The organism is Achromobacter colocynthidis (genome assembly GCF_057334535.1).
In genome coordinates this window covers 32,012-53,466 of record NZ_JBHFIZ010000027.1, presented here as the reverse complement: position 1 = coordinate 53,466, position 21,455 = coordinate 32,012, and the positions used below count along the sequence as shown (strand labels likewise).

Here is a 21,455-nt window from a genome sequence, read left to right as displayed (position 1 = left end):
TCGGCGCCGCGGCCGGTGCCTGGTGTTGGGCTGCGTGTGCCATTTACTGCTCCTTGTTGTCGGTGGTGGCGGGCGTCCGATCAGCGCAATGCAGTCGGAAGTGCCCCCAGTCCTCGCCGGTCCAGTTGTATTCGTCGGGTGCGCGGAAGTGCATTTTGTGTTCGTTGACGCAGGGGTTGTAGCTGTCAGGCATAGGCTTGCTGCTGGTCCATGGCACGAAGCTGGCGCAGTGTTCGCAGTAGTCGATCTTCAAATCGACGCGACGCTGCCGGCGCGCCAGCTCGTCCAGCAATTCACGGTCGGAGTAGCGGGTCAGACTCACGTCCGCCTCCGTCCGTGCGGGGGTGCAAGACGCGGAACTCCACGACCCAGACCCAGGGGTTGGCCTGCCAGGAACCAGCGCCGTTGATTTGCTCCCACAGACGCTGGAAATGATCGCGGAATCCCAGCTGGGACATATTGCATTTCACGCCCTCAAGCTCGGCGTCTTCGTGGCTAATCTCGCTCAGCCGCTCCACGCGCACGGCGGTGATCTCCAGCAGGATGCGGCAGGCCCAGCGCGGCATATGGATGCTGGGCCTCCAGCGGAAGGGAACGAATTGCTGGCTCTCCGGACTGTAGATGCCGCGCACGCCGTTGCGCACCTCGATGTCATGCTGCCGGTCGTCATCGGCGGCGTACCAGACGCGGTCATGCGGGTAGTGGCCAGCGAAATCGCTGCTCCACGTCTCGCGCACCCACAGGCGGTCGCCGGGCTGGCCGTAGGGGCAGAAGTACGTCGGGCCAAAGGATACGGGCCTGTCGCGGTTGACCTGTCGCCATTGCGCCTTGGTCATCGTGGAGTCCAGGTTCGCGGGGTCGATGCCCTTTACCACGCGCCGCGTCTGCGTCTTCGTGCCAGCCAGCAGCGCGCGCACCATCGGAGCGCTGAACAGAATAGGGCGTTCACGCATCGCTCTCTCCTTTCTCGCCCGTCTGTGTAGCTGTCAAGGATTGCTTGACGACTGACGGGGTGGGGGACAGGGCGGCGATGATCTTCTCGCACGCAGCGCGGTGGGCAGTTTCGCTTACCAAGGGAACCGCAGACTCAAAACTATCCACCTTGTCAGAAGATTTGATTAGCTTGCCCGAATGGCTGCCGAGATACCCTAGGACGGGTACGTCCAGCATTGCCAGGACTGCCTGAATTTCTGGATGAATCGCCATCGCATCCCCCGCACCCTTCGCGCAATCCCCGCCGTCCTTGTCAGCCTGGGGCGGGATGTCTATCACGTCGCCCGCTGCGAACCGGTTCACTTTTTCCGACCAGTCGCCGATGGCTTCAGCGGTGGCGAACATGGGAAGCAGCGCGCGCGCCTCGCGGAGCAAGTACAGCGCTTCGTTGCGCACCGCCTCGCTGGCCTGGGGCGCGGCATGCATCGGCACCATTCCACGGCCGGGCTCAGCCGACGCCGACACGGGCATATTGTTGCCGGCCAGCACTTCGCGCATGTGTCCCGCGTCCAGATATACGGTCGCCTCCCCGGCTGCGGATGCATCTGCCAAGGCGGCGCGCAATTGCTTTTCCAGGGCATTGATTCCTTCGCGCGCATGCGGTCCAAAGAACTCGACCAACCGGCGCGACCAATACGCACTGGATGGCGCGAAACGAACTGCGTCGCGCATGTCGTCCGTCACCGCCTCCCCGGCTACAGGGGCGCTTGCCAGGGCGGCGCTTTCCGGCTCGCAGTCGCAGTTGTTCCGAGGAACGTCGCAGCAAATGCAGATGCGTTCCGGGGCGGTCTTTGGCGGCATCCGGCGCATACCGCGCACCGCCCACTTTAAAGCATCCCGGTCTGGCTGCGGCCGGCCTTTGTGCTGGCCCAGGCCCTTGATGCGGGCGTCCATTTCCCAATAGGCAGACTCAAGCTCGTCCTCGAAATAGCTTTCTGCCACCCGCTCATCGCCCGCCTGCACGCCCTCCGCGCGCAGCTTGGACAGCAGGGCGTCAACACGCTCTTGCGCAGCCTGTACGCAGCGTTCGGCTTTGTCTGTGTCGTAGCCTTTCGACTTGACGTAAGACAGCGATTTTTCATGGTCGGCCAGGGTGTTCAAGGCTTGGCGTAGCTCGGTCAGCCCAGGCTGGGCGGCGTTGTTCTCAGTCATGGCTTTCCTTGGTGGTGGGCTTTGCGATCAAGCGGGCGATCAATGCTTCGTGATCCTCTTTGGAGCGAATCACCGGCTCATCTAGGGCGAAGGCTTGACGTGCTGCGTCCGCGCGCCGCAGCACGGCCGGGATATCGCTGCCAATGGTTTTGAACAGAGAGCGGATACCCGCTTCATGCGGCTTCAGGTAGTGCTTGCCCAAGTGCTGGTAGAACACATCCAGGAAGGGCTGGACGCCATAGCCGATTAGGGCTTCCAGGGCGCGCATTTCGACCTCGGACAGTTCGATGGTGGCGCGCGTCTCGACGTGGGGTTGCTGGATGAATCGCTTCATCACGCCTCTCCCTTCTGCTGGGCAATGGCGGCGCGCGCTGCTTCAACCCAGGCCGGGCTGCGGTTCTTGTAGCGCTGCTGGCGGTCTTCCCAATACTTGAGCGCCAGACGCAACGCGGCGATAGCTTGGGAGTCCAGCGCATCGCCAGCAGCGGGAGCGGCAGGGCGCATCAGGGCCATGAATTCGTCATCAGCCAGCAGACCGTGGATGGCGTCAATAATCAGACCGCGTTCAGTCTCGTTCGGCGTGTAGGTGCCTTCTCGACCGTGGTCATCTTCACCGCGCAGCTCGTAGTCTTCGGCATATTCGGCAATGCGAGCCGAGACGGCGCCCCAGTTGATGGCTGGCTGCGCGACCTCAGTCGCCACCGTGGCGGCGGCCCGGCACGACTTCACATACTCCGCAATGCCCGGAACGTCCTCGAAGGCGATATTGAAGCCGCGACCCTCGCAGCACTCGCATTCCTCCTTGAACTCCTGCACGTCGGTCTTGCGCTCGGCGACCTGGTGCTTGACGAACACATGGCCGGAGCCGTTGCACTCGTCGCAGGACAACTCCCAGTCACGATCCCCCGTCGCTCCGGTGGGTATAGGGTGCGAGGTAGGGGCGGGGGTGCAGTCCGGGCACGGCTCGGCGGTCAGGATGTTGCCGACCGCGCCCTGGTCATTGCAGGTCGGGCAGGGAGCGGCGTCCAGCATGGCGGCGTAGGCGCGTCCGGATCGACCGGTCTTGATCGCGGCATTGCTGTAGGCGTCGTGCCATGCCTTGATCATTTGGGGCGTCGGCTCAACCGGGACAAGCTTCCATTCTGTGTTCATGCTCTCAGGCTCCGGTGGCGCGCGCGGCGTCAAGCTCGGCGCGGATCTGGGTTTGGCGCAGCAGGTCGGATGCGTCGGCCTGATCCAGGCTGGCACCGATGCGGCGAAGGTTGGGTATCTCGCGGTTCAGGGCGGCCATCAGCGGCCCGTCGATGGGCATGCCCGCCTCAAGGCGGTTGGCAAGCTGGCGCAGCGCCGTGGCCTTGAAGGCGTGCCCGTGGCGCACTGCCCACATGTCGAAGAAGTCGGCCATGCCCGCGATTGCCGGCGCGCTGGCGTACCACTCGCCGTCGGCAACGCAGTGGAAGATCGGCACATTGCGCGCGTCGACCGTGACCGTGCCGTCGCGCTCGATCTGGTCAATGATCGATTCCAGCGGCGCCAGGGTCTGCTGGGTCTTGATCAGCATGGGCAGGCGGGCGACGCGCGGCACGTAGCGCTTGTTGCGGCGGGGCTTGCGGGCGTGGGTCATTGCGCGTTCGCCTTGAGGATCTGGGCCTTGCGGCGCTCGTAATAGGGCGACCAGCTGCGGCGGCCGGTGTCATCCTTGAAGATGCGCACGCCGCGCCGGCGCAACTGGCGCGCGCGCTTGGCGCCGATCGGGCGGCTGCCGGACGTAAACACGCTGTCCAGCCATTCAACCGTGTGCTTTGGGTCGTACTTGCGGTAATTGCCGCTCGGCGTGTTGCAGGCCAACCAGTCCTGAAGCTTGGCAGCCGACACGCGCCCGCCCATAAAGACGTAGCACTTGTGCAGCTCCTCCACCGTGCCGATGCCCACCTCGACGGTCGCTTCTGTGACATGCCCGCCGTGCCCGGACGACCAGCCCTGACCCTGGCAATGGAACGTGCTGCCGTCATCAAGCTGGATGTGGAACTCACGGCCCGCGAACGCTTCGCCCTTGCCTTCGCGCCCGGACAGGAAATCGTAGAAGCCGTCGTCGTGGGCAATGAAGAACTGGCCATGGCGCGTGTAGACGTTCTTGGGCATAGCGTCCAGCACGAGGCAGTAATGCGGCTTGCCGCCCGGGTAGTTGGTCTGCGCAATGACGTCGATGATCTTGGGCATGTCGTTCTCTGTGTAGGTGGCCGGCACCGGCAGCGGTGGGGGTGGCTTGAGGTAGCCCCGCCGCCGCGCCGGCCGAAGGGGTTATTGATCCAGGCTCAGCGAGGCCTGCGGTTCCTCGGGCGGCTTCACCGAAAACACGACGTCTTGCCCGTTCTGCATGAAGATGCGGCCCGCTGCCTGCTCGCTCGGCACCATGTCGATGTCGATGGAGCACTCGACCGTGCCTCCGTCCTGTGGATCAAACTGAAAGTTGTCGACCTTCACGTCATCCAGCACGGTGTTGCTGGGGCCGCCCAGCCCGTAATGCAGGGTGAATTCGGCGCCGACGATCTTTTCGTCGATCACCACCTTGTTCTTCATCTTCGGATGGCGCAGGCGCGGCAGGTAGTTGGGATCCTGCATGCGCTCGTCGGCTTCGTCGGCCATGTCGTTCTCGCCCGGGTGCGGGCGGCGATACAGCGACGACTTCAGGGTGGAATCCACTTCGGACAAGATGTCGTTGGGTGCGCGGAAGGTGAGCCGCAAGGTCATCGCGGGCACATTGGATTGGCCGTGCTTCTCAAGCCGGTTGGTGACCTGCAAGCGGGCGGTTTGCTCGGTGATCGAGAACATGCGGGATTGCTCCGTAGGTTGTGCTGCTGGGGAAGGGTTAGGCGGCGATCTGGGTAAGCTGCTGATGCAACCGCGTGACGCGGCGCTCGAAGTCCAGCAGGTCGGATTCCATGGCCTCGATCGCGTCGTCGTCGCGCGTGATGCGCACGATGGTCAGCTTGCGGCCGATGGCTTCCAGGTCCGGCGCCCACAGCACTAGGTCGGTCCACTGCCGGCCCAGCAGCCACATGGCGCCGTTGCACTGGTCGACGTATTCGCTGATATCGCCCGAGACGACGGCGGTAAACAGCGTGTCGGACGACACCATCGTCTTGATTTCGATGATCCCGTCGTCGTCGACCAGGCCGTCGACGCTCACGCCGAACTTGCGGTCTTCGGTGGTGACGAAGCCGGCCTCGTCCACGAATCGGCCGGTGGCTGCTTCGTAAGCGGCGCGGGCGTGCGGCTCCTGCTCAGTGCCGAAGCGCATGGCGCTGTTCACGAACACATCAGCGGCCCGGCCACCGGCGCGTTCGCGCGCGCCGTCCATGGCATAGCCCAGGCACTTCTTGGACGGCTCGCCGCTTCTGAGTCGGTCGCGGCAGTCCTTGAAGCGGCTGCCGGTGATAACGCCGCGGCGGGCTTCCAACCATTCCGGCGTGCCCTGGGGCTCTTTGTGGAAGATCAGATCCATCACGCACCCTCCTGCTTGAGCATGGCCCGCTTGTCGGCATAGGCCTTCTTGAACGCCGAATACACGGACAAGTTGTTGAATTTCTCGATCACTTGGCATCCTTGCTGCCAGACTGCGGTGGCAACTTCCAGCGTGTCGGCATGGGCAATCTTGCTGACCCATTCGTCGCGCAGGTCTTCGGCCGCATGGGCGGCAGCATTCCCATCGGTGTCGTCGTTCTGTTCGGACAGGCCGGTGATGGCCTTGAGCGTGTAGCGCTCCAAATAGGTCTTGGTGCTGGCGCGCGCCTGGATGGCGTTCTTTGCGCCACCAGCGTCAGGCGGCCCGCCCATCGACACGCTTTCCTCGTGTCCGCCCACATGGCGCAGGTAGCAGGTGACCTCCATCCAGTCCTTCTCGTCGCGCGTGAGCTTCCAAGACGACGACAGGCCATGCTTGGATAGTGCAGGGGTCACCGCGTTGACCACGTCGTGGAGCTCGGCATAGGACTTGCCCTTAAGGGGGCCGTCCGTCACGTCCTTGCCCTTGATGATCTTGACCGCCTCGGCCTTGAAGTTGGCGAATGCGGCGTCGTAGGCCTTTTTGGCCTCGGCCTTGGCCCAACGCTCTTGCAGGTCCATCATCTTTTCGACCTGTTCGAGCGTGGCGCCTTGCTGTACGGCAGCCAACATCATGCCCATGGGGGAATTCGCTGCCGCCACTGCGACCTGGCCAGAAGCCAATTCGGGGCGGGTGGCCACTTCGCTGGCCGGGGCGTCGATAACTTCGGTCATGGCTTCCTCAGTAGGTGATACGAACGTTGGGGATCTGGCCCTTGGCAATCAGGGTGACGGCTTGCTTTGCGCATTCCTCGGGCATGCCGCCCGCAACGAACGCATCCAAGGCGGCGCGGTTGACCGTGCCCTTGTGGGCCTTGTCTTTTTCGCGGCGGGCGGTCTCGGCTTCTTCCGCTGCCTTGGCGTCGGCCTGACGCTTGATTTCTGCCTGGCGCGCTGCCTCGACGGCTTGCTTTTCGCGCTCAATGGCGGCGAGGCGGTCTTGTTCGGCGCGCTGCTCGGCGGCGATCTTGTCGGCCTTGGCCTGGGCCGCTGCCTTCTCTGCCTGCTCGGCTTGCAGCTTCAGTTCAAGTTCGCGGCGATCGGCTGCGGCTTTGGCTTCCTGCTCGCGGCGGATCACGGCTTCGCGTTCGGCCTGGGCGCGGGCGTCGGCTTCACGCTGGGCTTGCTCGGCGGCTTCGCGGGCAATGCGCTCTTCGCGCTCCTTCTGCTCGCGGGCGGCTTCCACGGCACGCAGGCGGGCAAGCTCGGCCTGCTCGGCGTCATACTTCTCGCGAGCCACCAGCCGCTCACGAAGGCCCATCAGCGCCTTGTCCTTGGTGCGCGCAGCTTCGGTTTCGAACTCTTGCCATTCGGGGCCGATGGCAATGGCTTCGACCGCTGCAATAGCGGTGCGCAGCGATTCCGCAGATTCGTTGCAGTTGACGACCAGCGACGCAATGCCTTCGACTGCATCCTTGTGGCGCTGAACGCGGTCTTCCTCGGCCTTTTCCCACGCCGTCAACGGCGCGCGCACCTCGTCCTTCCAGGCGTCCAGGGTGTCGCGCATCGCCTTGCGGCTGGCGTCGATCTTCTTGGGCAGTTCCTTCAGATCAGCCACCAGATCCTTGCCAACTGCGTCCAGGGCCGTCTTCGAGCGCGCCACCTTGTAGGCTATGGACGCAATAGCGTCGCGGCCGCTCTGGGTGGACACGTCGGGCACGAAGGCGTCAATCTCGGCGCGGATCTTCGCCATGTAGGGCGCCAGGCCCTTGTCGGCGCTGAACACCTCCAACGCGTTGGCCTTGGGGATTTCAATCAGGTCAGTCGTTTCGGACATGGTCGTCTCAGGGTTGGCGGGCGGCGTATGCGGTCTTGCTGCCGCCGTCCTGGGTGGTGAGGGTGGGGGATTGGGCTTGCTCGTCGCGCTGCTGGACTTCGCCGTAGCCAAAGATCACGGCGGTCAGCACGGCGGCGACGATGAATGCGGACAAGCGGGCGTCGCGGTCTTTCAGGAGGCGTTTCATACGGATTGCCACTCCTCTTCGGTCAGTTCCGGGCGCGGGTCGCGGTAGCCATCAACCTTGCAGCGCTGCTGCGGCATCAGGATGGTCGGGTGGGCCTTGGGGCGCGCGACGGCGCAGCCCGGGCACTTCACGCCGAACTTGGCGCGTACCGCCTTGCGGTGGTCCGTCAGCGCCTTGTAGTCGTCGATGGTGTCGCTCATTGCGCACCCCGGGCGGCCAGCATGGCGTTGACGACCTTGGAGCGCAGGTCTTCCATGGAATCGGCCGCGTAGGCGGCTTGCAGTTCGATCGCTGTCTGGCTGCCGGCCTTGAAATCTGCTCGCCGTCCGTCCTGGTGCGCGGCGCGCATACCGCCAGGGATTTCTGCCAGGTAATGACCGTCATGGAACAAGGCCAGGACGTTGGAATTCGGGGCGCTCATGCTTCGCTCCACGGATCAAAGCGGACGTGCAGGCGCGAAAAGAAGTCGCCCACACGGCCCAAGGGGTAAGCGGCTATCAGGCCGCACAGGATGAAGAGGGTCAGAGACATGCGTCCGCCTCGTCCGGGTCCATTTCGGCGAGCTGGCGGTTGGCCAGGCCTTCGATGCAGTTGCCCAGGTGCCCGGCCAGGAAATCGCCCACGCTCGGCACGCTGGCGCCGATCAGCAGCACCAGCAGCACCGCGCCCTGGTTGTCGGCCAGTTCATTCATCAGGTGTTCGGCCCAGTCCTTCGCGGTCAGGCCGAAGGCGGTCGGCTCGTCGTTGGCGAGGCAGGCCACCACCGCCGCGACGGCGCGCGGCTGCGTCACCGTCGGCGCATCCTCATCCGGCTCATGCGGCAGCGAGCAGGGCGGCGCGACCCGCAGCAGGTCGTCCATCAGTTGAGCGTGATAGGCACCCATGATCAGTTCCGCCCCATGCGGTCGGCCTCGACAGCCAACTTGCTGTAGTGCACCTTGGTGGCGTACTCGCGGAACTTGTGCGCCCACGCCTGACGGATGATTTCGCGGTTCTCGTCGTCCGCAACGTCCCACAGGTTCATCAGCTTCTGGACGAAGTTGCCGCCCAGCGTGCGCATCTCGTGCAGCACTTCGGCTTCCGTCGCGTTCGGCTTGTTGATGGGGGTGTCCATGGTGTTCTCCCTGGTTGCTCACGGGCTGTGAGTGCATGGGAGTAATCTTAGACGGCTAAGATTTAGTATGTCAACAAAAACTTAGCTTACTAAGATTAATGTGCGTAAAAAAGCCCGCTGGTTGCGGGCTGCACTATGCGGCGTTACGAGCGACGCCACTGCCCTGATTCATCATCGCGTAGGCGGGAACCCGCCCAAACTACCTGGCCAAGCACGCGCACCGGGTGCCCGTTCTCAAGCGGAATATCTGGATAAGCTGGATTGAAGGACCGGGCAACCCAATGGTGGGTAAGCTTGTCGCGCGCAACGGTCTTCACGATCATTTTGCCGTCATAGTTGATCGCATAGACGCCACCAGCGGCCAAGTCGCGGATCGTCAGTTCCTCATTCGGCACAACCAGTAGGGCAGCGCCATCCCTGATGACGGGTTCCATACTGTCGCCTTTTGCATAAACCACCCGTGCTTTGCCAGAGTCGGCCCCAACTTCCCGCAGGAACGATCGGCGGAATTGGATCACGCCGGTTTGCAGTTCGTCCTGGTTTTCGATCCCGTCGCCTGCAGCTAAGCGCACCTCGGCCAATTCGGGGACTTTTTCGAACTTGTCGTTTGCCGCGTGCGGCTCGCCTGGCGCCACATTCGCGACCACGCCCACCTGCGTGCTGAGCCTTATCTTAGGATCGCGTTCAGCTTGGGCCGTAGTCCTACCGCCTTCCCACGGGGCAGGTAAGCCCGGAATCCGCATAGGGAAGGCATCGTCAGCATGGTCCATATCGATCAAACCGCCTGGCGTGTGCGCGCGTAGGGCCGCCGGGGCGGTTTTCAGCACAGGGGCGGGGGTGGGTGCCACATTGACGCCCAACCGAAGCTGCGCGATTGCCAAGGCTAGCGCGCCCTGCAACGCGCTTAGCTGCGCAGGAGGCAAGGCACGCACTTGCTCTTCAGGGATGTCGGGGAACGGCCAAGGGGCTGGCGCGGGGGAGGGGGCCGGCGCGTCTCCAGGCTGACCAACACCTTTGCGTTTTGGCCCAACGCCGTCATACAGCCACTGCGCGTTGACCCGCAGCAACGGTGCGACCTTCATGCAGGTCGCCATGTCCATGCCATTGGATCCGTTGAACCAATGCGTCGCCGCCCCAGATGAAGCGTCTGCTGCCTTCCAAATATCCGTTTTCGTGAGGCGCGGCTCGCCCGCGTCCGAGCGACGGGCCGCTTCTTCCTCGAAGGCCTGCTTGATTCTTTCCTGAAAAGTCATCTTAGGATGCTAAACAAAAATGTTCTTAGATGGCTTGCATTTGGAATCTTAGACAACTAAGATTCGATGCATGAGCGAACACAACCCTGACTCCAAATTGATCGATGCCTTCGGCGGAACTTCCAAGGTTGCGGCCATGTGCGGCCTGACCACGGGTGCCGTATCCCAATGGCGAACCAACGGAATTCCCAAGGCGTGGCGTGAGTTCCTGCGCGTGTCCAAGCCGAAGGTGTTCAGAGAATGGGCATCGCAGCAGGCTAGCGCCGCGCCGGCGCAGCAGGAAGCGGCATGACCGCATCAATGCACCGACGCGCTTTCGCGTCCGTCAGTCGCCCAAGCCGTGCGGTCACGCTCGGCGCGCAGCTCGTCAAAGATATCCAGCACGGCCTTTTCGCTCGGGTCCACGAAGGTGCGGCGGGCGATGTCTTGGGCGTGCTGCAGAAGCTTTTCGGTTTCGGTCATGTCGGGTCGCGTCGTGTTGTTGATGCGAAGAATTTTGGCCCGACGCCACTCTGTAATTCATCTTGTAACTCGATGAATTTTTCCTACTAAGCGAAGAGAAATGCACACCCATCCCGCAGTTGTTTATGGCGCCAGTACCCCGACGGCGCCCGCCGGAAAGAGGTTCCTGCCGCCGTCGACGGTTGCCGCGTGCAGGACTTTCCGCGAGGCCGTGCGCCTCGCCTGGGACCATCGGACCCGCCCGAACATGACGCAGCGCAGCCTGGCCGAAGAGTGCGACCTGTACGCGCCTCACGTCAGCAGCTACCTGCACCCCGAACCCTTCGACGAGAAGAACCGGCCCCGGCTGAATCTTCCCGCCGACCGCATCGATGCCTTCGAAGAGGCCGTGGGCAACCACGCCATTCGCCAGTACCTCAACCATTTGGGCCGGCTGACGATTATGGAAGAAGTCATCGCCCAGAGGGCCGCATGACATATGAGCAAGCCCTTGCGATTGCCAAGCGCGCCTTTGAAGAAGAGTTGCGCCGGCACAACTGGGACCGCGTCAAGGCCTACGAAGAAATGATGCTGCGCGAAGACCTGAACCCCCAACTGCGTGAGGCCTTTCTTGTTATTGGCCGGCACACCGCATTTTCGACGAGGCACTGATGCGCCAGCGCCTGCACAACCCCCGCACGTTCCTGCTGATTGGCTCCAGCCAACAAGCGGCCGCGCAGACGTTCCTGGCCAACCTGCCACTGGACGCTGACGAACCCCTTGAGGTCGTGGTCCGCGAGCGCGTCAAGCCGCGCAAGATGAGTCAGAACGCCCTGATGTGGGTTGGCCCCTTGGCTGACATCGCTGAGCAGGCCTGGGTGGGTGGAAAGCGCTTTACTGCCGAGTCGTGGCACGAACACTTCAAACGCGAATACCTGCCCGAGGAATACGACCCGGAGCTGTGCCTGGACGGCTACGTCAAATGGCAGATCACCCCGCGCGGCGACCGCGCGCTGGTGGGTAGCACCACCATGCTGACGGTCAAGGGCATGGCGCAGTACCTGACGCAGGTAGAAGCCGCCGGCGCAGAGCTTGGCGTTGAATTCCGCACGCGCGAGGCCCGCTGATGCTTCGCCGCACGCCCCTGACCCGCAAGACCCCGCTCAAGACCACGACCGGCCTGGCACGCACCCCATTCAAGCGCCGCGCGCCCAAGAAGCGCCCGGGCCATGCGCCCGAGTACACCGCCGCGATCAAAGGGGAGTGCTGCTATCTGCGCTTCCCTGGCTGCCGCAGCTATCCCAAAGACCCCACGGTCGTGCCCGCCCACCAAAACGAAGGGAAGGGCATGGGCTTGAAGGTCCACGACCGTTTCACCGTTCCCGCCTGCCACTCGTGCCACTGGCTCTATGACCGCAGCGGGATCGACCGAGAAATCAAGCGCGCCACCTTCGACTGGGCATACACCCGGTGGGTGCCTGTGCGCGCCAGCAAGATGGAGGCGCTCTGATGCGCGACTACGCCAAGATCGTCCCGACCTTCTGGACAGGGAACACCGGGAAGGCCCTTCGCAAGTCTCCGGAAGGGGCTTTGGTGGCCCTGTATCTGCTCAGTTCTCCCCACTCCAACATGCTCGGGCTGTATTACCAGCCGGTCCTGTACATGGCCCACGAAACTGGATTGGGCATCGAAGGGGCTTGGAAGGGGCTTCATGCGTGCATCGAAGTGGGCTTCTGCTCCTACGACGAAGCCTCTGAAATGGTCTGGGTCAATGAGATGGCCGCGTACCAGATCGGCGAAGCGCTCAAGCCCGCCGATAAACGCTGTGCTGGTATCCAGAAGGACTATGACGCGCTGCCTAATAACCCGTTTTTGGGTGCGTTCTTTGATCGGTATTCCGAGTCGTTTCACCTGACCCAAAGACGTGCCGCTTCGGTCAGTTCCGATCCCGTTTGCTTTGCTCAAAACGAAGCCCCTTCGAAGCCCCATCGAAGCCAGGAACAGGAACAGGAACAGGAGAAGGAACAAGAACAGGAAAAAAAGATACGCGCCGAAACCCGGAAATCCCAAAGCTCCGAAAGCCCCAAAGCCGGTTCGACGATCACCGCTGCTGACCTGCAAGCCCGTGGTGTCGAACTCCAGGTGGCTACCGACTTCCTGGCACTTCGTGCGAAGAAGCGCGCGCCGTTTACGCTGACCGCGCTGACCGGCATCGAGCGAGAAGCGGCGATGGCCGGCGTGTCGCTGAACGCCGCACTGCGCACCGCTTCCGAGCGGGGGTGGCAGAGCTTCAAGGCCGAATGGGTCCGTGCTGACCAAGCGCCTGGACGCCAGATCGGCCTGGGCATGGCGTCGGGCATGACCGAGTCGGAACGGCGCAAGCAGGAGTTCTTGCGCCTGGCAGGCCACGGCGGCAACGACAGCCGCACCATCGACATGGAGCCGATCTGATGCACAGCCGCGATACCTCCGCCTTTGCCGACCTGCTGGCCGGCGTCTTCGACGCCTACAACCGCGTGGCGCCGCAGCCCGCGACGCAGATGCTGTGGCTGCGCATGCTGGAGCCCTACGAGTTCGCCGCGGTAAGCGCAGCGTTTTCGCAGTACGTGGCGAACGAGGCCAAATTCCCGCCCACGCCGGCGCAGATCCTGGCGCTGCTGGGGCACGGCACGGGCGACAACCGACCCAGCGCGGACGAAGCATGGGCGACTGCGCTGCTGTCACGCGACGAGGCGGAAACCGTCGTCTGGACGCAGGAAACCGCGCAGGCCTTCGCTTCGTGCCGCTCCGTGCTGGACCTGGGCGACGAAGTCGGCGCGCGCATGGCGTTCAAGGGCGCGTATGACCGTCTGGTGGCGCGGTCGCGCAACGAGCGGCGGCCGGTTTCGTGGCAGACATCGCTGGGCTGGGATGCTGACCGCCGCGAGCGCGCGCTGACCGCCGCCGGCAACGCCGGGCTGCTGCCGGCGCCGCATGTGGCCGCACTGCTGCCGCCGCCTGATCCCTCCAACGGCATGGGCGACGACGAGGTCGCAGCCGAGAACATCGCGCGCCTGCGCAAGCTGGTGGCCAGCGCCATGTCGCCCAGCGAGAAGCGCCGCCGCGCCGCCGAAGAGGCCAGCCAGGCCGAGCGCGACCGCCTCGAATCCCTGAAAGCGCAGACGGCCGCCAAGGTCGCCCAGCACCAGCAAGGGGCCAGCGCATGAGTTCCTACGCCGCAGCCAGCGCCGCAGCCAGCGGCCACGAATCCCAGGCCTATGGCCTTTGCGCTGCCTTCGGCTGCTGCTTGCCGGGCACGCTCACGATGAGCACCCAAGGCGCGCAAGACTGGCACTGCCGCCTGCACTTCGGCGCGCCGCGTTCGGAATTCGACGACATCAGCGCGCGCGCCCAGAACCGCAAACCCCTGTTCACCGCCGCGTACTGGCTGGTCAACCGCCCCAAGGGCGACAGCGTCAGCCGCAAGGTGCTGGACCGCATCGAAGCGCTGGGACGCGCCGACCTGCTGGCCAGCGCCGCCAAAGCCGAAAAACTCACCGCCTACCACCTGGGCGCTCACATGCTCCGCGTCCTGGGCGACGAATGCCGTCAGCCCCAGGCGCACATGGGCACCCCCAAACCCGCCGGCCCGACTTGGCTGGACCAAAACCAAACCGAGGAAGCCGAAGCATGAATTCACCGAACTTGACCGCCCAGGCCGACGTGGCGCTGGATCCGCTGGCGGGCACGCTGGCCGGCCGCGCGCTGGAGGTGTCCGACCCCTGGGCACAGGGCGGCGCCCAAACCAGCACGATCACCCCGCCACGCCGCGCCAATGCTGGATCTACGGCGGCGCCCTCGGCGGGCGTGAACCTGAACATCCTGGCGCTGGACCTTGGCACGAAGACCGGCTTCGCGCTGCGCCGGCGCGATGGCTCTACCCGCCATGGCACGGAGGTATTCACGCCGCGCAAGTCCTGGTCCGAGGGACAGAAGTGGGCACGGTACCGCGCGTGGCTGGCCGGGATCATCAACGACGAGAAGATCCACCGGGTGGTGTACGAGCAGGTCATCCGTCATGAGGTGAAGGGCCGCCCGCTCTGGGACGCCGCCCACGCATACGGCGCATTCGAGGCCATCACTCACATGGTCTGCGACGGCTTCAACATCCAGGCGCACGGCGTCAACCTGGCCACCGTGAAGAAGAGCTTCACCGGCAGCGGCCGCGCCAAGAAAGAAGACATGATCAGCCAGGCCGAGGTCCGCGGCTTCAAGGTGGTTGACGACAACAACGCCGACGCGCTGGCCATCCTGCACTGGGCCGTTGATCAGGAGCGCAAAGCATGAGCGGCCACATAGCAATCGGCGTATGGCCCGTCGTGCGCATGCAGGGCTGGGCGCTGCTGCCGTTCCGTGGCGACAAGGCCCATTACTTCCAGCGCGGCACCGAAACCTTCGAGGGTGGCCGCTTCGTTTATTCCAACTGCGGCGTGCGCGGCGCGGAAACCATCCAGGTGCCGCTGCTCGTGCCCGGCAACTTCCCGCGCTGCCAGCGCTGCACGCAATCCCTTCCACACGCGAAGAGGTTTTCATGAGCAACCCGAACCAGGGCGCCGCCACGCGCGAGCGCAACGAAGAAATCGAACGCCGGTTGACCGCTGGCGAGTCCGGCCCTGACCTGGCCCGCGCATTCGGTATCACGCAGCCGCGCGTGTTCCAGATCGCCCGTGCTGTGCGGGAGGCGCGTGGCGAAGTGGCACCGCGCGCCAAGCCGATCCGGCCGCGCCTTCGCAAGGACGATCTGGGCCTGTGGGAATGCACGGACGGCACGGTATCGCGCCGCGGCGAAACGCAGAAGGATGCCTATGACCGCTGGATGAAGGCGGCTTTGGCTGGCCACGTCGCCGGCCACTTAGCGCCCTACGCAGGAAAGGCCACGCCTAAGCCCGAGCAGCCGTATTCCGGCCCCGTGACGGTCGTGCCGGGCATGCGCCCCGGCCGCCCGCTCACGCTGTCGCCCGCCATGCAACTCGCCAGCGCCCGCGCTTTGGCCGCTCAGCCGCGCATGCACTCGCTGTCCGGCGGACGCCGAGGGGGTGAGTGATGCGATGGCTGTCACGAGACACCGTCCGGGCACCGCATCTTCTCCTGTGCCTGACCGAAGCGGAGTACCTGCGGGCGGTGCGTCACTGTGCCGTCTCCAATCCTGAGAGATGGCTGGATGAGTCCCGTCAGTCCGCTTGCGTTCACACCTGGGAAAAGGACGGCCTGCTGACATGCATCGTGTGCCTCTGCCCTGACGCGCTCGAAAGTGACCCGGTAGACGTAATTCTGACCCTGGTGCACGAGGCCGTGCACGTCTTTCAACGATTGTGCGAATCCATCGGCGAGAGCGCGCCTAGCCGTGAATTCGAAGCCTATTCAATCGAGCGGATATCAGAGGCGCTGATTGTCGAGTACCGGCGGCGGTATCAAGGGGGCAAGTCATGACCTGGTCCAGCAAGTCCGAGCGCGGCGACCCGGCCAAGCTGCTGGAGCGCCGCCAAGAACCGCCTGCCGCGCGCACCTGCGCCGGCTGCAAGGAAATCCGCCTGATCACCAGCCCATTCGGCGGCCGGCGCGTCCTGCGCTGCGCCCTGGGTGAAGAGGTCGGCCAACGTTGTTCGAAGTACGAGGAGCGCACCGCGCCATGAAAACGCCGAAAATGCTGCTGGACCGGCTGCCCGCTGACTTCCACCGCCGATTGGAGAACTGGGGCGAAGTGATGCGCGACCGGCGCCATCAGGGCGTCTCTCCCACCTATGAAGTCTGTCGCGCGCTGGCCAAGAGAGCAGGGCAAGGGGCATGGGGCAGCGACGACCCCGAAAAGGAATGGAACGAGGCCGACGCCGATCTGATCGAGCGCGCCTGGCGCTTGGGCGCGGCTTATCGCATGCACCCGAGGGCACCGCTGCTCCTGCGCGCCTACTACGTCGCGAACCAGCCGCCGTTCGTCATCTGCCGCATGCAGGGAATTCGTGCGCGCGAGTTTGACGATCAACTTGTGCGCGGTGTGACCGATTTTCAGCATTTTGTTGCGCAAATGGAAAGCCGGCTGCATAATCCTGCTCAATCCGTGATGACTACCGTCTGACGACGAGACCCGATGCCCGCAGGCGGACGCCGCGCGTCCGGAAGAAAATAAGCCCCGTGCCAAATGGCCGGGGCTTTTGCTTTGCGGGTTCGGGGTCGGTCAAAAATCACCACCCCAGGACACCACCCAGCCAACCGGGCGGCCCGCGCGGGGGATCAAAGCGCGCGGGGCCTTCTCCCCGGCCTTGTCGCCGGTGTCTGGCAGACGAGAACCGCAACGCCCAGCTCGCCCAGTGGGCGGGTAAGTCGGATGGGCGCACCCTGACTCACACTTAACGCGGAATCGATGCCTGCGGCGTCGCTCCCAGAGGGACCGCGCCATGGCACGACCATCCAAATACCAGCCCGCGTTCGCCGAGCAGGCCGCAAAGCTTTGCCGCTTGGGCGCAACCGACAAGGACCTGGCCGATTTCTTCCACGTATCCGAGCGGACACTCAACACCTGGAAGAAGCAGTTTCCCGAGTTTCTTCAGGCCCTAAATGGGGGGAAAGCCATGGCGGATGCCGAGGTGGCCGACAGGCTGTTTCAGCGCGCCTTGGGCTACACGCATGCCGAGGACGACATCCGGGTATGCGACGGCGTGATTGTCACGACGCCCACCACCAAGCAGTACCCGCCGGATACGACGGCCTGCATCTTCTGGCTGAAGAACCGGCGCCCCGACCTGTGGCGCGATAAGCCGGACCCGACCAACGACGACAACGTGCCGCCGCCGGTGAAGGTCGTAATCGAGGTGGTGAACGCGAGCATCCCAGATGCCGACGCTTAACCAGCCCCAGGCCCGGTTCCTGGCGCTGCCCCACAAGTTCCGCGCGTTCGTCGCGGGCTTTGGCAGTGGCAAGACGTGGGTCGGTGGGGCAGGGCTGTGCCGGCATGCCTGGGAATTCCCCCGCGTCAACTCGGGGTACTTTGCGCCGACCTACGGCCAGATCCGGGACATCTTCTATCCGACGATCGAGGAAGTCGCCCACGATTGGGGCCTGTCCGCCAAGATCAACGAGTCGAACAAGGAAGTCCACCTGTTCGCCGGCCGCAAGTACCGGGGCACCGTGATCTGCCGGTCGATGGAGAAGCCGGGCGACATCGTGGGCTTCAAGATCGGCAAGGGGCTGATCGACGAGCTGGACGTGATGAAGGCGGACAAGGCGGCGCTGGCCTGGCGCAAGATCATTGCCCGCCTGCGCCACACCGCGCCCGGCCTGCTCAATGGCGTGGACGTGACAACGACGCCAGAGGGCTTCAAGTTCGTCTACCAGCAGTTCGTCAAGCAGGTGCGTGAACGGCCCGACCTGGCCGCGCTGTACGGTCTGGTCCAGGCCAGCACCTACGAAAACGGCAAGAACCTGCCGGAAGACTACATCCCGTCGCTGCGCGCGAGCTACCCGCCGCAGCTCATCGCCGCATACCTGCGCGGCATGTTCACGAACCTGACCAGCGGGAGCGTGTACCCGAACTTCGACCGCCGGCACCACCACACGGACGCCGCCGAAGAGCCGCACGAAGAGTTGCACGTAGGCATGGACTTCAACGTGCTGAACATGACGGCCACGGTTAACGTTATCCGGGGCGGCCTGCCGCTGACGGTGGGCGAACTGACCAAGGTGCGCGACACGCCGGAAATGGCGCGGATGCTGAAGGACCGGTTCAAGGACAAGGGGCACGGCATCACGATCTACCCGGATGCAAGCGGCGGCAACACCAGCAGCAAGAACGCCAGCGAATCGGATCTCACCATCCTGAAAAAGGCTGGGTTCACCGTCCGGGTGAACAGCCGCAACCCGGCGGTCAAGGATCGGGTGAACGCGGTGAACGGCATGCTGCTGAACGACGAAGGCCAGCGCCGCTGGCTGGTGAACACCGACCGCTGCCCATCGCTGACTGAAGCGCTGGAACAGCAGGCCTACGACAACAACGGAGAGCCGGACAAGTCGACCGGGCATGACCACCCGAACGACGCCCAGGGCTATTTCCTGGTGCACCGCTACCCGATCACGCCAAACGGCATGAGCCGCATCAAACTCACAGGAACCTGACCATGCCCGTCGACAGCAAACACTCTCTCTGGACGGCCAATCGGCCGCGCTGGGAGCGCTGCCGCACCGCGCTGCAGGGCCAGGATGCCGTGCACGCTGCCGGCACGAAGTACCTGCCCAAGCTGGCGGGCCAGGACGATGCCGAATACGACGCCTACAAGGGCCGCGCGCTGTTCTACGGCGCCACCGCCCGCACCGAGGAAGCGCTGATCGGCATGGTGTTCCGCAAGGAACCTACCGTGACGCTGCCGCCGGCGTTGCAGCCGATGATCGATGACGCTGACCTGGCGGGCACGCCGGTGGACACGTTCATCGAGAACGTCGTCAAGGAAGTGATCGACGTCACCCGCGTGGGCGTGCTGGTGGACTACCCGGTGGCAAGCGGCGACTTCATGACGGTGGGCCAGGCCCAGGCGGCAGGCATGCGCCCCTACCTGGCCACCTACAAGGCCGAGGCGATCATCAACTGGCGCACCGCCCGCGTGCGTGGCGTGAACCAGTTGGTCATGGTGGTGCTAGCCGAGTGCTACACCGAGCAGAAAGACGAATTCACCGCCGAGGAAAAGACGCAGTATCGGGTGCTGGACCTGCTGGACGGCTTTTACCGCGTGCGCATCTACCGTGACAACCTGAATGCGCCAGCGTTCGAATACACGCCGGTGATGAACGGCAAGCGTCTGCCCTATATCCCGTTCGTGCTGATAGGGCGCAACGGCGAGGCGGTCGACCCGCAAAAGCCGGTGCTGCTGGACCTGGTCGACGTCAACATGTCGCACTACCGTGGCACGGCGGACTACGAACACGCACTGCACTTCACGGCGCTGCCCACTGCGGTGGTGACCGGGCACACGTTGGGCACTGGTGAGTCGCTGAAGATCGGCTCGTCCGAAGCCTGGGTTTTCAGCGAATCGGACTCCGACGCCAAGTATCTGGAGTTCTCCGGCCAGGGGCTGGACAGCATCAAGGTCAGCTTGGAGCGCAAAGAGGGCATGATGGCCACCTTGGGCGCGCGCATCCTGGCGCCTGAGAAGCGTGACGCGGAGGCGGCCGAGACGGCCAAGATCCACCGCGCCGGCGAGAACAGCGTGCTGGGCGGCATCGCCCTGGGGGTGGGCCGCTCGCTGACCAAGGCGTTCCGCTGGGCTGCTGAATGGGCGGGCGCGGCGGGCGCCACGGTCGAGGTCAAACTGAACACCGAATTCTTCCCGGTTGGCCTGAGCGCGCAGGACCTGACCGCCCTGGTGGGAGCGCTGCAGGCCGCAGCGATCAGCCCGGAAACGTTCTACGACAACATGCGCCGCGGCGGAATCATCGACGACGGCGTGACGTTCGAGGAAGAGCAGGCCCGCATTGAACAGGCTGGCCCGGCGCTTGGCATGATCGGAGGCCCGAATGGCCAGCCTGCAAACGGAGCTGTATGACGCCACGGTACGGCATGCCATCGACCTGGTGCGCTACGGCAACGGGGCGGTGCGTCGGATCATTGCGCTGCTGAACCGGGTTGACGCAGACCTGGCCGACCAGATCACGCGCGCCATGGAGCGCCTGCCGGCCAGTGCGTTCACGGTGTCGCGGCTGGACGAGTTGCTGAAAGACGTTCGCACGTTGAACGCCGAGGCATACCAGCAGGTGCGCGGCGAGCTGGACAAGGAACTGCGCGACCTGGCCGACTACGAAATCGGCTACCAGGGGCAGTTGTTCGCCTCCCTGGGCATCGAGTTCACCACGACCGGAGTGACGGCCAGCCAGGTGTACGCGGGTGCCATGGCCCAGCCGTTCCAGGGTCAGTTGCTGCGAGAGTGGATGTCCGGCCTGGAAGCAGGGCGCGGCCGCCGCATCCGGGACGCGGTGCGTATGGGGTATGTGGAAGGGCAGACCATCCAGCAGGTGGTGCAGCGCGTGCGCGGCACTCGGGCGAAAGGCTACGCTGACGGCCTGCTGGAAATAGACCGGCGCAACGCGGAGTCGGTGGTGCGAACCGCCATCAGCCACACGGCAGGCTTTGCGCGGGACCGCTGGTATGACGCGAACGACGACATCATCGGCGCGCTGGCCTGGGTCAGCACGCTGGACTCGCGCACCAGCCAGATGTGCAGGCTGCGGGACGGGCTGCGGTATGAGCCGGATTCGCACAAGCCGGTGGGACACAAGGTGCCGTGGGGAGCCGGGCCGGGGCGGTTGCATTGGCAGTGCCGCAGCACGTCGGTGCCGATCCTCAAGGGCATGGAAGACGACCCGCTCATCGGAACACGGGCGGCAAAGGACTATCGAGACAGCGCGCGCGGGAAGGGCGAGCAAGTGCGGGCCACAACGACCTACGCGGACTGGCTCCGCAGGCAGCCCGCAGCGATCCAGGACGATATCCTGGGCCCGACCCGCGGCGCGCTGTTACGTAAGGGTGGCGTCGAGCTGGACGGCTTCTACAACGACCGAGGCGTGTATCTGACCCTGGACGAACTGCGGCGCCGGGATGCTGCAGCGTTCGCGCGGGCCGGCGTAGAATAGCGCGCATGCCTCTTCACATCGTGCCCGACGCCCCGAAGCCAGCGGAGACGGAGAAGGACCGGATCCGGAAACGGATCAAGGCCCTGCCGAAGCCGCAAGACATGATCCAGTGCCACCGCTGCGGTGGGCGCGAGGTCATCGAGACGCGCATCGGCGTGTTTGAATCCGGCCTTGCCTGGAAGGGCGGCACAAAGGTTCTGCTGTGCGCGCTGTGCTTCATGAATGGCGAGCGCGTCGTCTTGAAGTGAACTGACTGATACCCCACCGGCCCGCCACTGCGCGGGC

At 64.5% G+C, this 21,455-nt stretch carries 37 protein-coding genes; 19 read left to right on the top strand and 18 right to left on the bottom strand.

Annotated features, from left to right (window positions below; translation table 11 throughout):
* Positions 1 to 43: 43 nt before the first annotated feature.
* From ACE04A_RS11810 to ACE04A_RS11730, 17 genes are all read right to left on the bottom strand, one after another.
* Entirely contained in the window at positions 44 to 322 is a 279-nt protein-coding gene (locus ACE04A_RS11810; protein WP_448715599.1) for a hypothetical protein, read from the bottom strand.
* Entirely contained in the window at positions 294 to 953 is a 660-nt protein-coding gene (locus ACE04A_RS11805; protein WP_448715598.1) for a hypothetical protein, read from the bottom strand. The genes ACE04A_RS11810 and ACE04A_RS11805 overlap by 29 nt, the downstream gene beginning before the upstream one ends.
* A complete protein-coding gene (locus tag ACE04A_RS11800; protein WP_448715597.1) occupies positions 946 to 2,145 on the bottom strand; it encodes a hypothetical protein in 1,200 nt (399 codons plus the stop codon). Before ACE04A_RS11800 ends, ACE04A_RS11805 begins: the two co-directional genes overlap by 8 nt.
* Positions 2,138 to 2,479 (bottom strand): hypothetical protein, encoded by a 342-nt coding sequence (locus tag ACE04A_RS11795; RefSeq protein WP_448715596.1) that lies wholly within the window; start codon positions 2,477 to 2,479, stop codon positions 2,138 to 2,140. Before ACE04A_RS11795 ends, ACE04A_RS11800 begins: the two co-directional genes overlap by 8 nt.
* A complete protein-coding gene (locus tag ACE04A_RS11790; RefSeq protein ID WP_448715595.1) occupies positions 2,479 to 3,297 on the bottom strand; it encodes a hypothetical protein in 819 nt (272 codons plus the stop codon). Before ACE04A_RS11790 ends, ACE04A_RS11795 begins: the two co-directional genes overlap by 1 nt.
* Before the next feature lie 4 nt (positions 3,298 to 3,301).
* Entirely contained in the window at positions 3,302 to 3,769 is a 468-nt protein-coding gene (locus ACE04A_RS11785; RefSeq protein WP_104142781.1) for a hypothetical protein, read from the bottom strand.
* Positions 3,766 to 4,365, bottom strand: a complete 600-nt coding sequence (locus ACE04A_RS11780; protein ID WP_485820141.1) for a hypothetical protein — start codon at positions 4,363 to 4,365, stop codon at positions 3,766 to 3,768. The genes ACE04A_RS11785 and ACE04A_RS11780 overlap by 4 nt, the downstream gene beginning before the upstream one ends.
* A gap of 81 nt (positions 4,366 to 4,446) precedes the next feature.
* Positions 4,447 to 4,977, bottom strand: a complete 531-nt coding sequence (locus ACE04A_RS11775) for a hypothetical protein (RefSeq protein WP_448715593.1) — start codon at positions 4,975 to 4,977, stop codon at positions 4,447 to 4,449.
* A gap of 37 nt (positions 4,978 to 5,014) precedes the next feature.
* A complete protein-coding gene (locus ACE04A_RS11770) occupies positions 5,015 to 5,650 on the bottom strand; it encodes a lambda exonuclease family protein (protein ID WP_448715591.1) in 636 nt (211 codons plus the stop codon).
* A complete protein-coding gene (locus tag ACE04A_RS11765; protein ID WP_448715589.1) occupies positions 5,650 to 6,423 on the bottom strand; it encodes an ERF family protein in 774 nt (257 codons plus the stop codon). The genes ACE04A_RS11770 and ACE04A_RS11765 overlap by 1 nt, the downstream gene beginning before the upstream one ends.
* A gap of 7 nt (positions 6,424 to 6,430) precedes the next feature.
* Positions 6,431 to 7,525, bottom strand: a complete 1,095-nt coding sequence (locus tag ACE04A_RS11760) for a hypothetical protein (RefSeq protein ID WP_448715588.1) — start codon at positions 7,523 to 7,525, stop codon at positions 6,431 to 6,433.
* A 7-nt stretch (positions 7,526 to 7,532) separates the two neighbouring features.
* Positions 7,533 to 7,712: a hypothetical protein gene (locus tag ACE04A_RS11755; protein WP_448715587.1), complete on the bottom strand. Its 180-nt coding sequence runs from the start codon at positions 7,710 to 7,712 to the stop codon at positions 7,533 to 7,535.
* Positions 7,709 to 7,912 (bottom strand): hypothetical protein, encoded by a 204-nt coding sequence (locus ACE04A_RS11750; RefSeq protein ID WP_313462386.1) that lies wholly within the window; start codon positions 7,910 to 7,912, stop codon positions 7,709 to 7,711. Before ACE04A_RS11750 ends, ACE04A_RS11755 begins: the two co-directional genes overlap by 4 nt.
* A complete protein-coding gene (locus ACE04A_RS11745; protein WP_448715586.1) occupies positions 7,909 to 8,133 on the bottom strand; it encodes a hypothetical protein in 225 nt (74 codons plus the stop codon). Before ACE04A_RS11745 ends, ACE04A_RS11750 begins: the two co-directional genes overlap by 4 nt.
* Before the next feature lie 100 nt (positions 8,134 to 8,233).
* Entirely contained in the window at positions 8,234 to 8,596 is a 363-nt protein-coding gene (locus ACE04A_RS11740; protein ID WP_485820140.1) for a hypothetical protein, read from the bottom strand.
* Positions 8,597 to 8,598: 2 nt separating this feature from the next.
* Positions 8,599 to 8,826, bottom strand: coding sequence for a hypothetical protein (locus ACE04A_RS11735; protein WP_448715584.1), 228 nt, complete (start codon positions 8,824 to 8,826; stop codon positions 8,599 to 8,601).
* Between the two features lie 143 nt (positions 8,827 to 8,969).
* The gene (locus tag ACE04A_RS11730; protein WP_448715583.1) at positions 8,970 to 10,079 is read right to left on the bottom strand and encodes a S24 family peptidase; all 1,110 of its coding nucleotides are present in this window, start codon (positions 10,077 to 10,079) and stop codon (positions 8,970 to 8,972) included.
* 70 nt (positions 10,080 to 10,149) lie between these two features.
* On the opposite strand from ACE04A_RS11730, the gene ACE04A_RS11725 reads away from it, so the two are divergent.
* On the top strand, positions 10,150 to 10,371 hold the full coding sequence (locus ACE04A_RS11725; RefSeq protein WP_050446357.1) for a Cro/CI family transcriptional regulator: 222 nt from the start codon (positions 10,150 to 10,152) through the stop codon (positions 10,369 to 10,371).
* A 5-nt stretch (positions 10,372 to 10,376) separates the two neighbouring features.
* Here the strand turns inward: ACE04A_RS11725 and ACE04A_RS11720 are convergent, their stop codons facing one another.
* Positions 10,377 to 10,541, bottom strand: a complete 165-nt coding sequence (locus ACE04A_RS11720) for a hypothetical protein (protein ID WP_427999280.1) — start codon at positions 10,539 to 10,541, stop codon at positions 10,377 to 10,379.
* A gap of 100 nt (positions 10,542 to 10,641) precedes the next feature.
* On the opposite strand from ACE04A_RS11720, the gene ACE04A_RS11715 reads away from it, so the two are divergent.
* The 18 genes from ACE04A_RS11715 (at position 10,642) to ACE04A_RS11630 (ending at position 21,418) form a co-directional block, all read left to right on the top strand.
* A complete protein-coding gene (locus ACE04A_RS11715) occupies positions 10,642 to 11,016 on the top strand; it encodes a hypothetical protein (RefSeq protein WP_050446359.1) in 375 nt (124 codons plus the stop codon).
* Entirely contained in the window at positions 11,013 to 11,192 is a 180-nt protein-coding gene (locus ACE04A_RS11710) for a hypothetical protein (protein WP_448715580.1), read from the top strand. Before ACE04A_RS11715 ends, ACE04A_RS11710 begins: the two co-directional genes overlap by 4 nt.
* Positions 11,192 to 11,647, top strand: coding sequence for a recombination protein NinB (locus ACE04A_RS11705; protein ID WP_448715578.1), 456 nt, complete (start codon positions 11,192 to 11,194; stop codon positions 11,645 to 11,647). The genes ACE04A_RS11710 and ACE04A_RS11705 overlap by 1 nt, the downstream gene beginning before the upstream one ends.
* On the top strand, positions 11,647 to 12,030 hold the full coding sequence (locus tag ACE04A_RS11700) for a hypothetical protein (protein WP_448715577.1): 384 nt from the start codon (positions 11,647 to 11,649) through the stop codon (positions 12,028 to 12,030). Before ACE04A_RS11705 ends, ACE04A_RS11700 begins: the two co-directional genes overlap by 1 nt.
* Complete coding sequence (locus ACE04A_RS11695; protein ID WP_448715576.1) at positions 12,030 to 12,971, top strand: hypothetical protein; 942 nt, start codon at positions 12,030 to 12,032, stop codon at positions 12,969 to 12,971. Before ACE04A_RS11700 ends, ACE04A_RS11695 begins: the two co-directional genes overlap by 1 nt.
* Positions 12,971 to 13,726 carry a replicative helicase loader/inhibitor gene (locus ACE04A_RS11690; RefSeq protein ID WP_448715575.1) on the top strand — a complete coding sequence of 252 codons (756 nt, stop codon included), beginning with the start codon at positions 12,971 to 12,973 and terminating at the stop codon, positions 13,724 to 13,726. The genes ACE04A_RS11695 and ACE04A_RS11690 overlap by 1 nt, the downstream gene beginning before the upstream one ends.
* On the top strand, positions 13,723 to 14,193 hold the full coding sequence (locus ACE04A_RS11685; RefSeq protein WP_448715574.1) for a hypothetical protein: 471 nt from the start codon (positions 13,723 to 13,725) through the stop codon (positions 14,191 to 14,193). Before ACE04A_RS11690 ends, ACE04A_RS11685 begins: the two co-directional genes overlap by 4 nt.
* Complete coding sequence (locus ACE04A_RS11680; RefSeq protein ID WP_485820139.1) at positions 14,190 to 14,846, top strand: hypothetical protein; 657 nt, start codon at positions 14,190 to 14,192, stop codon at positions 14,844 to 14,846. Before ACE04A_RS11685 ends, ACE04A_RS11680 begins: the two co-directional genes overlap by 4 nt.
* Complete coding sequence (locus tag ACE04A_RS11675; RefSeq protein WP_448715572.1) at positions 14,843 to 15,094, top strand: hypothetical protein; 252 nt, start codon at positions 14,843 to 14,845, stop codon at positions 15,092 to 15,094. Before ACE04A_RS11680 ends, ACE04A_RS11675 begins: the two co-directional genes overlap by 4 nt.
* Positions 15,091 to 15,603: a hypothetical protein gene (locus ACE04A_RS11670; RefSeq protein ID WP_485820138.1), complete on the top strand. Its 513-nt coding sequence runs from the start codon at positions 15,091 to 15,093 to the stop codon at positions 15,601 to 15,603. The genes ACE04A_RS11675 and ACE04A_RS11670 overlap by 4 nt, the downstream gene beginning before the upstream one ends.
* A complete protein-coding gene (locus ACE04A_RS11665; protein WP_448715570.1) occupies positions 15,603 to 15,989 on the top strand; it encodes a hypothetical protein in 387 nt (128 codons plus the stop codon). The genes ACE04A_RS11670 and ACE04A_RS11665 overlap by 1 nt, the downstream gene beginning before the upstream one ends.
* The gene (locus ACE04A_RS11660) at positions 15,986 to 16,192 is read left to right on the top strand and encodes a hypothetical protein (protein WP_448715568.1); all 207 of its coding nucleotides are present in this window, start codon (positions 15,986 to 15,988) and stop codon (positions 16,190 to 16,192) included. The genes ACE04A_RS11665 and ACE04A_RS11660 overlap by 4 nt, the downstream gene beginning before the upstream one ends.
* Positions 16,189 to 16,632, top strand: coding sequence for a hypothetical protein (locus tag ACE04A_RS11655; RefSeq protein WP_448715567.1), 444 nt, complete (start codon positions 16,189 to 16,191; stop codon positions 16,630 to 16,632). Before ACE04A_RS11660 ends, ACE04A_RS11655 begins: the two co-directional genes overlap by 4 nt.
* 319 nt (positions 16,633 to 16,951) lie before the next feature.
* Entirely contained in the window at positions 16,952 to 17,401 is a 450-nt protein-coding gene (locus tag ACE04A_RS11650) for a terminase (RefSeq protein WP_448715565.1), read from the top strand.
* The gene (locus tag ACE04A_RS11645) at positions 17,388 to 18,665 is read left to right on the top strand and encodes a terminase large subunit (RefSeq protein ID WP_448715564.1); all 1,278 of its coding nucleotides are present in this window, start codon (positions 17,388 to 17,390) and stop codon (positions 18,663 to 18,665) included. Before ACE04A_RS11650 ends, ACE04A_RS11645 begins: the two co-directional genes overlap by 14 nt.
* A gap of 2 nt (positions 18,666 to 18,667) precedes the next feature.
* A complete protein-coding gene (locus ACE04A_RS11640; RefSeq protein WP_448715563.1) occupies positions 18,668 to 20,086 on the top strand; it encodes a DUF4055 domain-containing protein in 1,419 nt (472 codons plus the stop codon).
* The gene (locus ACE04A_RS11635; protein ID WP_448715562.1) at positions 20,058 to 21,170 is read left to right on the top strand and encodes a phage minor head protein; all 1,113 of its coding nucleotides are present in this window, start codon (positions 20,058 to 20,060) and stop codon (positions 21,168 to 21,170) included. The genes ACE04A_RS11640 and ACE04A_RS11635 overlap by 29 nt, the downstream gene beginning before the upstream one ends.
* A gap of 5 nt (positions 21,171 to 21,175) precedes the next feature.
* Entirely contained in the window at positions 21,176 to 21,418 is a 243-nt protein-coding gene (locus ACE04A_RS11630) for a hypothetical protein (protein WP_448715561.1), read from the top strand.
* Positions 21,419 to 21,455: the final 37 nt, after the last annotated feature.